Raw genomic sequence first — 12,892 nt, 5'->3', positions numbered from 1 at the left:
ATAATGGCATTTGACATGTGGTTTGATTGTGACAATGAGAAAATTAATTGTCAAATTTCGCATGAGGACGAACGTATTTTACGTTTAGCCGAAGGTAACACTAACTTTTCAACGCTTACTTGGCTACTAGATAACTTCTATAATGACCCAGTGATTTATCCGAATGTTGCTAAATCACTGGTCGTTGAATTAAATAATTTGGCAGACTATTTTGCGAAAAATAACCATAAGCAATCTATCACTCACTGTCAGAAAATCGAAAACTTTATCCGTTTGTCAATTGAAAAAATGCAAGTTATTCATTGCATCAGTGACTAAAACACATAATTTAAACAGTAGATTGTGTGTGAATTTTAATTGCCATTACTTGGCGAATCATTTCACTGATATGTTTTTTAGTATCATCATCTTGGGTTACAAGCCAATCACTCACATCTTTATCCAGCAAATGCTGTTGTTCTCGCAACCGATTAAGATGGGAAATTTGTGTCGCTCTTTGAGCATTTGAGAAATCGTATTCAGTTTGCATATTGTTTTTCCTCGTTTTTGGTTGCTTTTCGTGCAGATATTAACCGAATCATATCATCATTATCCACATAACAATAGACAACAACTAACAAGCGATTTGCCATGCCTAATAATACAAATCTTGGTTCATCGTGGTCAAAATCTTCACGTACTAGCGCATTCGGGTCAAGTAATGCAATTTTTGCTTCATCAAAACTTACACCATGTTTGATTTTATTACTTTCAGCTTTATTTTGGTCAAAAGTTATTTGTATCAATTTAGCGACCTATATTCATTTTTTCATTAACACTAGAAAAATATATCACATCTCTTTTTCTTTAGTGACACGTAATACTTCTTCCAATGTAGTTTTCCCTGCCAACACTTTTTTGAGTCCATCGGCACGAATTGACGGTGTTTTGCTGCGGGCATACGCTTCTAACTCAAATTCGGCTGTTTGACTATGAATCAGTTGTCGCAATTTGTCATCGACAGGCACTACTTCATAAATCGCAGTACGTCCCCGAAATCCTGAGTGATTGCATTTCTCGCAGCCCACGGGTTTTGGCAGTTTAATCTCCCCGACTTCACCTATTTCAGTAAAAATCTGCGTTTGATAGCCATCGGCGGCTGTCCATGTATGACAATGCGGACACAAGGTGCGCACTAGTCGCTGTGCCACCACGCCAATGAGGCTCGATGACAGCAAAAACGGCTCAACCCCCATATCTTGTAGCCGCGTCACCGCACCAATCGCCGTATTGGTATGCAGGGTCGAGAGTACCAAGTGACCTGTGAGTGACGCTTGCACCGCAATTTCTGCGGTCTCTAAATCGCGAATCTCCCCCACCATCACCACATCAGGGTCTTGGCGTAGCATGGCTCGCAAACTACGGGCAAAGGTCATATCCACTTTATTATTGACTTGGGTTTGCCCAATACCATCTAGCTGAAATTCAATTGGGTCTTCAGCGGTCAAAATATTACGGGTGTTATCGTTCAAATCCGTTAAAGCCGCGTACAGCGTCGTGGTTTTGCCCGAACCTGTCGGACCTGTGACAAGAATTATGCCATGCGGGCGATGAATTAAGCGTTTAAGCTCGCTATAATCACTGTCTGACAAACCCAAATAGGTCATATTTAACCGACCCGCTTGTTTATCCAAAAGCCGCATCACTACACGCTCACCAAAATTTGATGGCAAGGTCGACACCCGCACATCCACTTCTCGCCCAGCCAGACGTAATGAGATGCGTCCATCTTGCGGTACCCGTTTTTCAGCGATATCGAGTTTTGCCATCACTTTAATACGCGACACCAGTAGTGGTGACAGTTCCCGTTTTGGACTGACGATTTCTTTAAGCACCCCATCCACCCGAAAGCGTACCGATAGGCGTTTTTCAAAGGTTTCGATGTGAATATCTGAGGCGTTTAGGCGGATAGCTTCGGACAGTAGCGCGTTGATTAGGCGAATGATGGGCGCGTCATCTTCTTGGTCCATCAAGTCTTCCGTCTCAGGGACACTGTCAGCCAGACTCATCAAATCGGGATGGTCTTCAAGCCCAGCGGCAATATGCTGAGATTCCCCTGTATTGCCTGCATAGACAGCGGCTAACTGCCTTTCAAAATCGTCACTTTGCGCCATGGCAAAATTCAATGGCAGCGGTACCCCTGCTTGACTGGCAAAACGGTTGGCTTCGTTGATGGCTTCCATAGGGGTATCCGCCGTCATCAACAACGTCGGCGGGGCAGTCAAATCTTGCGAGTATTGCAACAGCAGTTGATGACGTTTGGCAAAACTATACGGCAAGGCAATCGGATTTAGCATAGGGATTATCAAATGAAATAAGCCAAGAAAAGATGCGTTCCATTGTAGCTTATCAACAAGACAAATCCTACCAAGGCGCACAAAAAGACCCTGAGTCAGGCTATATTTTGTTATACTAAAGCATTTTTTACTGATTGATAACCATGACAATCAAAATTTAAAAAGGGATGACAATGACCCAAACCACTTTAACTCAAAATCCTGCGACCCAAAATCCTTCAAGCCAAAATACGCTGATAACCGCAAACGACCCGCTACACATCGGTTCGCGCACGTTTACCTCTCGTTTGCTTGTCGGTACTGGCAAATATACAGATTTGGCACAAACAGGCGAAGCCATCGCTGCCAGTGGCGCCCAAATCGTCACTGTCGCCATTCGCCGCGTGAATATCGGGCAGAAAAAAGATGAACCCAATCTACTCGATGTGATTTCTCCCGAAAAATACACCATTCTCCCTAACACCGCTGGCTGTTTTGACGCGGCTAGCGCCGTTCGTACCTGTCAGTTAGCGCGTGAATTGTTGGATGGGCACAACCTTGTCAAACTTGAAGTATTGGGCGATGAAAAAAACTTGTATCCCAACGTCATCGAAACTGTCAAAGCCGCTAAGACCTTAATTGATGATGGCTTTGATGTGATGGTGTATACCTCAGATGACCCAATTGTTGCCAAAGAACTAGAGAGCATGGGCTGTGTGGCGATTATGCCATTGGGCAGTTTGATTGGCTCAGGTTTGGGATTACTCAATCGCCATACTTTAAGTCTCATCATTGAGCAAACCCAAGTGCCTGTTTTGGTGGATGCAGGCGTCGGTACCGCCAGTGATGCCGCCATTGCCTTAGAATTGGGCTGTGATGGTGTGCTCATGAACACCGCGATTGCCCATGCACAAAACCCTGTGTTGATGGCGTCTGCCATGAAACATGCGGTGATGGCTGGACGTGAAGCCTTCTTGGCGGGTCGTATGCCAGCACGTTATATGGCACAAGCTAGCTCGCCACAGACTGGCTATTTTTTCCGCTAATTTTTTATTGATTGATAAGGACATCCCATGCGTCTGCTCACCGCCATTGACCAGTTATTTATCTTACTTGAAAATCGCAATCAGCCGATGCACATTGGTGGGCTGTTCTTGTTTGAGATTCCCGATGGCGCAAGCGATACCTTTGTCAGTGATTTGGTGCAGCAGATGGTCACGCAAAAGACGCCGCCGAGTTTTCCGTTTAACCAAGTGTTGTATCACCTAGCATGGTGGAAAACCGATGAAAACTTTGAAGTCGACCATCATTTTCGCCATATCGCATTGCCAAAACCAGCACGTATCCGTGAGCTATTGACTTACGTGTCCCAAGAGCACAGCAAATTACTCAATCGTGCCAAACCGATGTGGGAATGTCACATCATCGAGGGGATTGAAGGCAATCGTTTTGCGTTGTATTTTAAGATTCATCATTCTATGGTCGATGGGATAGCGGCGATTCGTTTGGTGAAAAAATCGCTATCAGAATCGCCAACCGAGCGTATTAGCCTGCCAATTTGGTCGCTAATGACCCGTCATCGTCACCAACTTGATGCTTTGATACCAGAAGATAAATCCCTTCTGCGTGTCGTCAAAGAGCAAGCGCTGGCTATCCCACCCGCCATCAAAGCCTTAGGTAAAAATGTGGTAGAGCGATTTCACAAAGACTACATTACCACTACCCAAGCGCCAGATAGCCCCCTCAACCAACCGGTATCAAGCTCACGGCGTATCTCTGCCCAATCTTATGAGCTTATTCGTTTTCAAGCCATCGCCAAACATTACGCCGTGACCGTCAATGATGTGATTTTGGCGATTTGTTCGGGCGCGTTACGCCGTTATTTGCTCGATATCAATGGCTTACCCAAAAAACCCTTGATTGCCTTTGTACCCTTATCACTGCGCGATGACAACGATAGCGCAAGCCAACACGTTGGCAATCAAATTACCTTTATTTTAGCCAATCTTGCCACTCACCTTGCCGACCCTGTTGCACGGTTAAAGACGATTAATGGCAGCACCAAAAATAGTAAAAAACGCTTTTCACGGATGAAGCAAGCCTCGTCGATTATTTATAGTGGGGTTGCTTATAGCCGTTCAGGATTGCAGGTACTTACGGGTCTGTTTCCCGATTATCGCGGTTTTAACTTGATTATCTCAAATGTACCAGGCTCCCATCAGCCATTGTATTGGCAAGGGGCAAAACTGCAGGCGTTGTATCCTGCCTCGATTGTGCTCAATGACCAAGCGATGAATATCACCTTGTGTACTTACGTGGATAAAATCGAGTTTTGTATCGTCACCTGTAGCCAAATATTGCCCCATAGCCAACGATTACTCGCCTATATGGAAGAGGAACTCAAGCAATTTGAATCGCTCATGAACAATTAGGCTAATGCAAACTTTTATAATAAAAAACGGCAGTGACTGCCGTTTTTTAATGAAATAAACTTTATTTTATATTTAGTGATTTAAGATTTTTGACAAGAAATCTTTCGCACGCTCGCTACGCGCACCGGCAAAGAATTCTTCACGGCTGCAGTTTTCAACAATATGACCTTGATCCATAAAGATAATACGGTTGGCGACTTGGCGCGCAAAGCCCATTTCGTGGGTCACACACATCATGGTCATGCCCTCATTAGCAAGCTCAATCATCACCTCAAGCACCTCTTGAATCATCTCAGGGTCAAGTGCGGAAGTTGGCTCATCAAACAGCATTGCAATCGGGTCCATACTGAGCGCACGCGCAATTGCTACCCGTTGCTGCTGACCGCCTGACAACTCGGCAGGGTATTTTTTGGCATGCGCTGACAAGCCCACGCGGTCAAGATAACCTAAGCCTTTTTTCTGCGCTTCAGACTGACTACGACCCAATACTTTGATTTGTGCCAAGGTCAAATTTTCTAAGATGGATAAATGCGGAAACAGTTCAAAATGCTGAAATACCATCCCTACACGGCTACGTAGTTTTGGCAAGTCGGTTGCTTTGGCGCCGACCGAAATGCCATCAATCAAGATTTCACCTTGTTGAAAGGCTTCAAGCCCATTGACGGTTTTGATTAAAGTTGATTTGCCGCTACCTGATGGACCACAGATGACGGTCACATCGCCTTTGTGCACATGCGCGGTACAGTCGGTCAATACTTGAAAGTCGCCATACCATTTACTGATTTTGTTGACATTAATCATGATATCGGGACTGGCGTGTCCACTGTTTGATACCAAGCCACCAAATTCGTTGAGCCAGGTGGTTTCATCAATTTTAGTAACTACTGACATGTTATTATTCCTTTATTCAATATTGATTAAGCCATGCGAAAGCGTTTGCGTAGGTGGTTGACAGCGGTCGATGCGGTTAGACTGACCACAAAATAAAACGCCCCTGCCAACAAGATATAGGGGGTTAATAACCCCATCAAGTCACCGCGCACGTATGAGGCTCGGAATAAATCCACCAAGCCAATCGCAAACACCAACGTCGTATCTTGGAACAAAATAATCGACTGTTGTAAAAGTAGCGGAAACATCTTGCGAAACGCTTGTGGCAAAATAATAAAGCGCATGGTCTGACCATAAGTCATGCCCAAGGCTTTAGCGGCATTGACCTGTCCTTTGCCAATTGACTGGATACCCGCACGTACAATCTCAGAAAAATACGCGGCTTCAAACACCATAAATGCCACCACGCACGAAGTAAACGCGGTATCCAACGTCAAATACGTGCCCGTCACCAAGTTGTACACCATCGGTACAGCAAAATAAAACCAAAGCAATACCAACAGCAGCGGCACTGAACGGAAAAAGTTGACATACAGCTTGGCAGGCACGGCTAAAATTTTTATCCCTGATAACCGCATCAAGGCTAGAATCGTACCCAGCGCTAAACCGCCAATGATAGCTAAAAATAACACTTTGAAAGTGATCCATAAGCCACCCATCAACCCGGGCATTGCGGCTTGTAATTCCATCATATTCATGCGCCACCCCCATCGATTTGACCTTTGATGCGTAATTTTTTCTCAAGCCAAGTCATAAAATAAATCAACACCAAATTAAACAATAAATAAATAATCGTGGTAAAGGTATACACTTCGATATTGTTCTGGGTATATTCACTGATAGTTTTGGTTTGACTAATCAGCTCAGTAACCCCGACCAATGAAGCGACCGAGGCATTCTTAAAACAGTTGGTAAGCTCAGAGCTCATCGGTGGTAAAATCACCCGAAACGCCTGTGGCAAGACGATATGGCGATACGTCTGGGGCAAGGTGAACCCAAGCGCATAGGCAGCATTGGTCTGCCCTTTTGGCAATGATTCAATGCCCGTACGCACTTGCTCAACGATACGCGCCGCAGTAAATAACCCAAGACCAATACTTGCCGAAATCACCGCCGAGGTATTTGGGTCTAACTCCTGAAACCACCATTTTTGTAAGGCAGGTGTCAGCCAAGTAGGTGCCACATAAAACCAGAAGAATAACTGTATTAATAGCGGAATGTTACGAAAAAAACTCACATAAGCCGTACCAATCGCTCTAGCAGTTTTATTTGGTAAAGTACGCATAATACCTAAAATCGTACCGATAATTAAGGCAATCAGCCAGCCACTCCCACCAATGACCAACAGCCATTTAAAGCCTGTTAATAGCCACTGCCAGTAGACTTCATTGCCTACACCTGTTGGTTGCAGCAACACGCCCCAATTCCAACTATAATTCATTGCCACCCCCAAAATCCTGTCTAGCAAATTGATTTACCCAAAAACTAAAACTGACGTAACCACAATTGATAGGTGATGACGTCAGTTTTATGTTGGATAGTAACCTTCCTAACCTAGTTTGTTGTTATCCCATCAACTAAGGTTTTGTTGCACTTGCAATTGCATTGCTTGCAGATGCCACAGCGGTTGCCACATTACTAGCGCCCGTTGCTACTGCATTGACGGTAGCAGATGCGGCTGCATTAGCAACGTCTTTTGGTTGCGCGCCGTCATGTGGGTTTGCTAACAAGTCTTTTAAGTTGTCAGACATTTGGAAGTTCATATTGATGTTTTTTGGTGGAATCGGTGACATGAACCATTTTTTGTAGATGTCGTTGATTTCACCTGATGAATAAGTCGCAACCAACGCATCATCGACTACTTTTTTGAATTCACTATCGTCTTTACGCATCATACAGCCATAAATTTCATACGATTGTGGGGTACCAATAATGACCCATTTGTTTGGATCTTTGGCTTTGGCTTTTTCACCCGCAAGCAGTACGTCATCCATCATGAAGGCTGCCGCACGACCGCTTTCTAACATCAAGAAAGATTCGCCGTGGTCTTTGGCAGAAACGATGTTAATGCCCATTTTTTTGTCATCGTTGAGTTTTTTGATAAAACGCTCAGAGGTAGTACCTGCGGTAGTCACTAAGGTTTTGCCTTTTAAATCCGCAAAATCTTTGATGCCTGAATCTTTAGCGGTTAATAAGCGAGTACCAATCTCAAAGAAACCGTTTGAGAAAGCCACTTGTTTTTGGCGCTCTTCATTGTTGGTGGTTGAACCACACTCTAAGTCAACCGTACCATTTTGTACCAATGGGATACGGGTTTGTGAGGTTACGAGGTTGTAACGCACTTTGAGGTCTGGCATATTCAATTGTTTTTTGACTGCGTCAACAATTTTTAATTGGAGGTCATGAGCATAACCCACAGGTTGGTTTGGCGTACCTGCGATATAAGAAAATGGAATTGAGGAATCACGGTAACCTAGTACGATTTCCCCTGATTTTTTAATTTTATCGAGCGTTTTTTCACCAGTAGCCGCTGCCGCTGGTTGGCTACCTTCAGTCCCTGCCGCTTTGTTGTCGCTGGCTTTGTTACAACCTGCAAGACCTAATGCCATAATAGCAACAGTTGCTAAGGCGATTGGCTTTTTAGAGATTAAAATCATCCTATGATCCTTGTCGTATGATACGTTCTTAGTTAATCTTTTCGCTGTGTGGCATTCAATGCCAAATCGAGTAAAAAGACTCCCCCCATCTCTTTATGCTTATCCTTCCCTGTCCTTCATCATCTCTCATTGCACCTATTAAAATTTGGCAAAACCTTGCACAATGACTGATAAAAAATAGTTTAGGATACTCAAAAGATTTAAAATGTGTGTTTATAGTAATTTACTTTTCTGTGTTGTGACAATAGATTTACAAAAAATATTTTTTTCTTTATCGACAATTTTTTTACCATTTTTTTGCTATTTTGTATTTTATCCCCATTTATAGCTCAATAAATTGATTAAAACTCACTTAAGATAGGTTATTTATGACAACAGCGACTCAAGCACTTCACGATTTTGATATGCGCCAACGTTTTTATTTTGACAAAAGCCCCGTACGCGGTGACGTGGTACGCATCAATGACAGCCTGCAGACGATATTGCAGCAAAAAGATTACCCAGTTGCCCTGCAAAAACTACTTGGGGAAATGTTGGTTGCGGCAAGCTTGCTGATTGGTACATTAAAAATCGAAGGTCGTCTATCCATTCAATTACAAAATTCAGGTGCAGCCGCGGATACTGAACAGGACAGCTTAACTTGGGCGATGGCAGAGTGCGACCACCAAGGTCACATTCGAGGTCTTGCAGAGTGGACAGGCTCGTGGCAATCCGCACAAACGGCAAATGATGCCTTTGCCAAACTTGGTAAAGTGGGTGAAGGGGTGTTATTTATTAATATCCAACCTGATGCCGCGTATGGCACACAAGCAGAAGGCTATCAAGGCATCGTTGAGCGTGTGTCAGATAACCTAGCTGATTGTTTGGCACATTACCAACAGCAATCCGTACAGATTCCTACCCTAATCAACTTGGCTTGTGATGGTGAGCAAGCGGGCGGTATCGTGCTGCAGTTGCTACCACGTACCACAGAAGAAGAGTATGAGACGGTGGATAATGACTTGTTCCCCCGCTTAAAAATTTTAACCAAAACGCTAAAAGCTGAAGAATTAACCACCTTGCCAGCCGATGAGATTTTATATCGCTTGTATCATGAAGAAGACGTGGTGACGGCTGAGCCTATGCCGTTGACCTTTGCTTGTACCTGCTCACAGCAGAAAAGTGAATCGGCAATTTTTCAGTTGGGCAAACCAGCTGCATTAGAAATCGCTAATGAGCATGGGGGCGCGGTGGCGTTAGATTGTGGTTTCTGCGGGCATGTTTACCGTTTTGATCACAAAGATATTGAAATGATTTTTGCTTAATTTAAAGGCTTACATAGCTACTTTTACATCATTTAAAATTACGCAATATTGGTTACGCTTCTAGTCGATGTGATAGCCAAAACTAATACCAAAGTTACAAGTTAACTTTGGTATTTTTTTGCATATTTGATAAGTTATAAACATCGGGTTTGCGATAACTTAAGTTAAGCTTGATAAGTGTTAGATTAAAAATTTATTAGGAAAATAATATAATAGAAAATAAGGATATCGTTATGTCAGTGGCAAAAAATATTGAAATTAGCAGCAGCTCAACGGTAAGTTTTGAAGATGCGATCAAAAAAGGCATTACACAAGTCAACAAAACGGTTAATAACGTGGAAGGTGCTTGGATTAAAGAGCAAAAAGTACGCATTAGTGATGGTAATATCACTAGCTATAACGTGATGATGATTGTTAGCTTTGTAATTGAAGATGACAGCACTGATTTAAAATAAAGATTTTATTTATCCATAAAAAACCCTAGCATAGGCTAGGGTTTTTTGTTGGTTGCCATTATTCTTCCACCCACTGTCCTTTTCGATAAACCAAGGCAAATTTAGTGGCTTTGCCGTCTTTTTCTGAGCCGATATATTGCTCTGCATTTTTACGACTCCAACGCAAAATTGTTGGATTGCCCTCATTGTCGGTATCTGGCGCGCTAAATAAATACTGGAATTTATCTTCCAACTGATCTTGTATCGCGCGTAACTCTGACAGTTTTGGTGGGCGCGTCTCGCGCACTTTAGGAAATTTTGACGCTGCCAAGAATAACCCTGCTGCCCCTTCACGCAAAATATAATGGTCATCAAATTTTTGTGACTTGAGTTCTGGCATAGGGATTGCGGTCATGCGTGGCGGCGCTGCATCGCCATTTTTGAGCACTTTACGGGTGTTATCGCACTGCTGACAGGCAAAATAGGCACCAAAACGCCCAGTTTTAAGCACCATTTGCCCATCGCATTTATCACAAGGTATGGTAGGCACATCGTCATTGCCTGCGGTTTCAAAGACGCCTTTTTCTAATAGATAGCCATCACAGTCAGGATTGTTACCACAGACATGGAGTTTTAACCCGCCATCGACGATATACCCATCCATCGCGGTATGGCATTTCGGGCAGCGTTTTTTCTCAAGTAGCGCTTGTATCTCGTCGTTGTTGTCCGCGTCGTCCTCACCGAGATTTTGGCTCTCTTTACTGGTTTGGCTATGAAAGGCTTCCACAGGCATCAAATTTTTGGTGCCTTTACAACGCTCTTTGGGGGGTAAATTATAGCCGGTACAACCCAAAAACACCCCTGTAGAGCCTGTACGGATCTGCATTGGGCGCTGACATAAGTCACAATGAATATCTGGGACATCGGTTGGGTCATTAGGCTTCATGCCGTCTTCGTCTTTGGCACGCTCTAACTTGCCTTTAAAATCGCCATAAAAATCATCCAGCACTTTTTTCCAGTTTTGCTGACCTTCAGCGACTTCATCTAGGTTTTCTTCAAGCCCAGCGGTAAAAGTATAGTCCATCAAATGCGGAAAGCTGTTAACCAATCTGTCAGTGACAATATCACCCATTTTTTCGGCGAATAAACGTTTGTTTTCTACCTTGACATAACCACGTTCTTGAATGGTTGAGATGATAGCGGCATACGTGGACGGACGACCAATCCCACGTTTTTCCAATTCTTTGACTAGGCTCGCTTCAGTATAGCGGGCTGGTGGCTTGGTAAAATGTTGGGTAGGCTCGATACTATCGACCACCAATTTTTCCCCGATTTTTACATCAGGTAATAGATTGTCTTCATTTTTGGCAGGGGGCTGTACTTTGGTATACCCATCAAAGGTCATTACGCGACCTTTGGCTCTAAGCTCAATCTCACCAGCATTGACAATCAACGTCATGGATTGGTACTGCGCAGGTGGCATCTGACATGCCACAAACTGGCGCCAAATCAACTCATATAGGCGCTGGGCATCGCGCTCCATGTCTTTTAGCGAGGCAGATTGCACCAAGACATCTGAGGGGCGAATCGCTTCGTGCGCTTCTTGGGCATTTTGCTTGTTACCATACACATTGGGCGATGTTGGGACATATTTTGCGCCGTATTGCTTGTCAATAAAACCGCGCAAACTGGTAAGTGCATCCGCTGACAAAAAAGTACTGTCGGTTCGCATATAAGTAATATGACCTGCTTCATACAGGCGCTGAGCCAGCATCATGGTTTTTTTGACCGGAAAACCAAGGCGAGTACTTGCAGCTTGTTGAAGTGTCGAGGTGATAAAGGGTGCAGCGGGTTTTGACTGGGTAGGTTTTTCTTCCCGATCCGCTACGATAAAATCTGACTGTTCAAGCAGCGCAACAATCGCATTGGTCGCTTCTTCGTTTTTTAGTTCAAGGGGTTTGCCCGCTTTTTTTACCGCTTCTAGGCGAATGGTCTCTTGTTTGGCTTGCTGGCTGTGGGTATTGCTATGGATTTCCCAATATTCCACTGGGGTAAAAGCGCGAATTTCACGTTCACGCTCCACTACTAGACGCGTGGCGACAGATTGTACTCGCCCTGCTGACAGTCCGCGCGCTACTTTTTGCCATAGCAATGGCGATACCATGAAGCCGACGACACGGTCTAAAAATCGTCTAGCTTGCTGCGCGTTGACACGGTCATAGTTTAGCTTGGTGGGGCTTTTAAAGGCATTTTGAATCGCGTTTTTGGTGATTTCGTTAAATACCACACGGCTGTATTTGTCATCACTACCACCGATGACTTCTTTAAGATGCCAGGCAATCGCTTCCCCTTCTCTATCCAAGTCGGTTGCAAGATAAATTTCTTTGGCGTCTTTGGCAAGGGATTTTAATTCTTTAATGACTTTAACTTTGCTGGGTAGAATTTCATAATGTGCCACCCAGTCGTGCTCGGGGTCAATGCCCATACGCCGTACCAAGGCTTGCTGCGCTTTTTGCTCTTTGGTAAGTTTGGTATCGGACTTATCGTCAGTTTTTGCTGCGCCAGAACCCGACACAGGTAAATCACGCACGTGCCCCACACTAGAGCGGACGATAAAATCATTTCCCAGATACTTATTGATGGTTTTGGCTTTGGCAGGGGATTCCACAATCACCAAGGCTTTGCCTTGCCCCGACGTTTTAGGCGTTGTTTTTGATGCTTTTGATGTGGCTGTTGATTTGGGCGCGGCGGCTTTGGTTGCGGCTTTTTGGGCGGCTTTCGTGTCTGCTTTTGTATCAGCCGTATCCGTAGTTTTGGTTGATTTTCTCGCTGTCGGTGTTTTACTCATGTTGGGTTCAC

13 protein-coding genes are annotated in these 12,892 nt (G+C 44.2%); 5 read left to right on the top strand and 8 right to left on the bottom strand.

Annotated features, from left to right (window positions below; genetic code table 11):
- The first annotated feature begins 3 nt into the window (after positions 1 to 3).
- Positions 4 to 318, top strand: a complete 315-nt coding sequence (locus tag RNZ41_RS02665) for a hypothetical protein (RefSeq protein WP_219333418.1) — start codon at positions 4 to 6, stop codon at positions 316 to 318.
- Positions 319 to 328: 10 nt separating this feature from the next.
- Here the strand turns inward: RNZ41_RS02665 and RNZ41_RS02660 are convergent, their stop codons facing one another.
- From RNZ41_RS02660 to gspE, 3 genes are read right to left on the bottom strand one after another with little or no spacing between them, the layout of a single operon-like run.
- Positions 329 to 529 (bottom strand): hypothetical protein, encoded by a 201-nt coding sequence (locus RNZ41_RS02660; RefSeq protein WP_100270391.1) that lies wholly within the window; start codon positions 527 to 529, stop codon positions 329 to 331.
- Positions 519 to 785 (bottom strand): BrnT family toxin, encoded by a 267-nt coding sequence (locus RNZ41_RS02655; RefSeq protein ID WP_076776833.1) that lies wholly within the window; start codon positions 783 to 785, stop codon positions 519 to 521. The genes RNZ41_RS02660 and RNZ41_RS02655 overlap by 11 nt, the downstream gene beginning before the upstream one ends.
- A 45-nt stretch (positions 786 to 830) precedes the next feature.
- Positions 831 to 2,336 carry a type II secretion system ATPase GspE gene (gene gspE, locus RNZ41_RS02650; protein ID WP_314027509.1) on the bottom strand — a complete coding sequence of 502 codons (1,506 nt, stop codon included), beginning with the start codon at positions 2,334 to 2,336 and terminating at the stop codon, positions 831 to 833.
- Between the two features lie 173 nt (positions 2,337 to 2,509).
- Between gspE and RNZ41_RS02645 the strand changes: the two genes are divergently transcribed.
- Both RNZ41_RS02645 and RNZ41_RS02640 read left to right on the top strand, forming a co-directional pair.
- Positions 2,510 to 3,361, top strand: a complete 852-nt coding sequence (locus RNZ41_RS02645; RefSeq protein ID WP_314027508.1) for a thiazole synthase — start codon at positions 2,510 to 2,512, stop codon at positions 3,359 to 3,361.
- Positions 3,362 to 3,388: 27 nt separating this feature from the next.
- Entirely contained in the window at positions 3,389 to 4,747 is a 1,359-nt protein-coding gene (locus RNZ41_RS02640; protein ID WP_314027507.1) for a WS/DGAT/MGAT family O-acyltransferase, read from the top strand.
- Between the two features lie 72 nt (positions 4,748 to 4,819).
- Here the strand turns inward: RNZ41_RS02640 and RNZ41_RS02635 are convergent, their stop codons facing one another.
- The 4 genes from RNZ41_RS02635 to RNZ41_RS02620 form a co-directional block, all read right to left on the bottom strand.
- Positions 4,820 to 5,548 carry an amino acid ABC transporter ATP-binding protein gene (locus RNZ41_RS02635; protein ID WP_286130603.1) on the bottom strand — a complete coding sequence of 243 codons (729 nt, stop codon included), beginning with the start codon at positions 5,546 to 5,548 and terminating at the stop codon, positions 4,820 to 4,822.
- A gap of 116 nt (positions 5,549 to 5,664) precedes the next feature.
- The gene (locus tag RNZ41_RS02630) at positions 5,665 to 6,336 is read right to left on the bottom strand and encodes an ABC transporter permease subunit (protein ID WP_314027506.1); all 672 of its coding nucleotides are present in this window, start codon (positions 6,334 to 6,336) and stop codon (positions 5,665 to 5,667) included.
- Positions 6,333 to 7,079 carry an amino acid ABC transporter permease gene (locus RNZ41_RS02625; protein ID WP_040404072.1) on the bottom strand — a complete coding sequence of 249 codons (747 nt, stop codon included), beginning with the start codon at positions 7,077 to 7,079 and terminating at the stop codon, positions 6,333 to 6,335. The genes RNZ41_RS02630 and RNZ41_RS02625 overlap by 4 nt, the downstream gene beginning before the upstream one ends.
- Before the next feature lie 136 nt (positions 7,080 to 7,215).
- Positions 7,216 to 8,295 (bottom strand): glutamate/aspartate ABC transporter substrate-binding protein, encoded by a 1,080-nt coding sequence (locus RNZ41_RS02620; protein WP_096489271.1) that lies wholly within the window; start codon positions 8,293 to 8,295, stop codon positions 7,216 to 7,218.
- Between the two features lie 368 nt (positions 8,296 to 8,663).
- On the opposite strand from RNZ41_RS02620, the gene hslO reads away from it, so the two are divergent.
- The gene (hslO, locus tag RNZ41_RS02615; protein WP_314027505.1) at positions 8,664 to 9,599 is read left to right on the top strand and encodes an Hsp33 family molecular chaperone HslO; all 936 of its coding nucleotides are present in this window, start codon (positions 8,664 to 8,666) and stop codon (positions 9,597 to 9,599) included.
- A gap of 233 nt (positions 9,600 to 9,832) precedes the next feature.
- Entirely contained in the window at positions 9,833 to 10,054 is a 222-nt protein-coding gene (locus RNZ41_RS02610) for a dodecin family protein (protein WP_065253328.1), read from the top strand.
- 58 nt (positions 10,055 to 10,112) lie between these two features.
- Here the strand turns inward: RNZ41_RS02610 and topA are convergent, their stop codons facing one another.
- The gene (gene topA, locus RNZ41_RS02605; protein WP_314027504.1) at positions 10,113 to 12,881 is read right to left on the bottom strand and encodes a type I DNA topoisomerase; all 2,769 of its coding nucleotides are present in this window, start codon (positions 12,879 to 12,881) and stop codon (positions 10,113 to 10,115) included.
- Between the last annotated feature and the right edge of the window lie 11 nt (positions 12,882 to 12,892).

Source organism: Moraxella sp. DOX410, from assembly GCF_032248735.1.
Taxonomy (GTDB): Bacteria; Pseudomonadota; Gammaproteobacteria; order Pseudomonadales; family Moraxellaceae; genus Faucicola; species Faucicola tetraodonis.
This window is presented reverse-complemented; position numbering and strand designations above follow the sequence as displayed.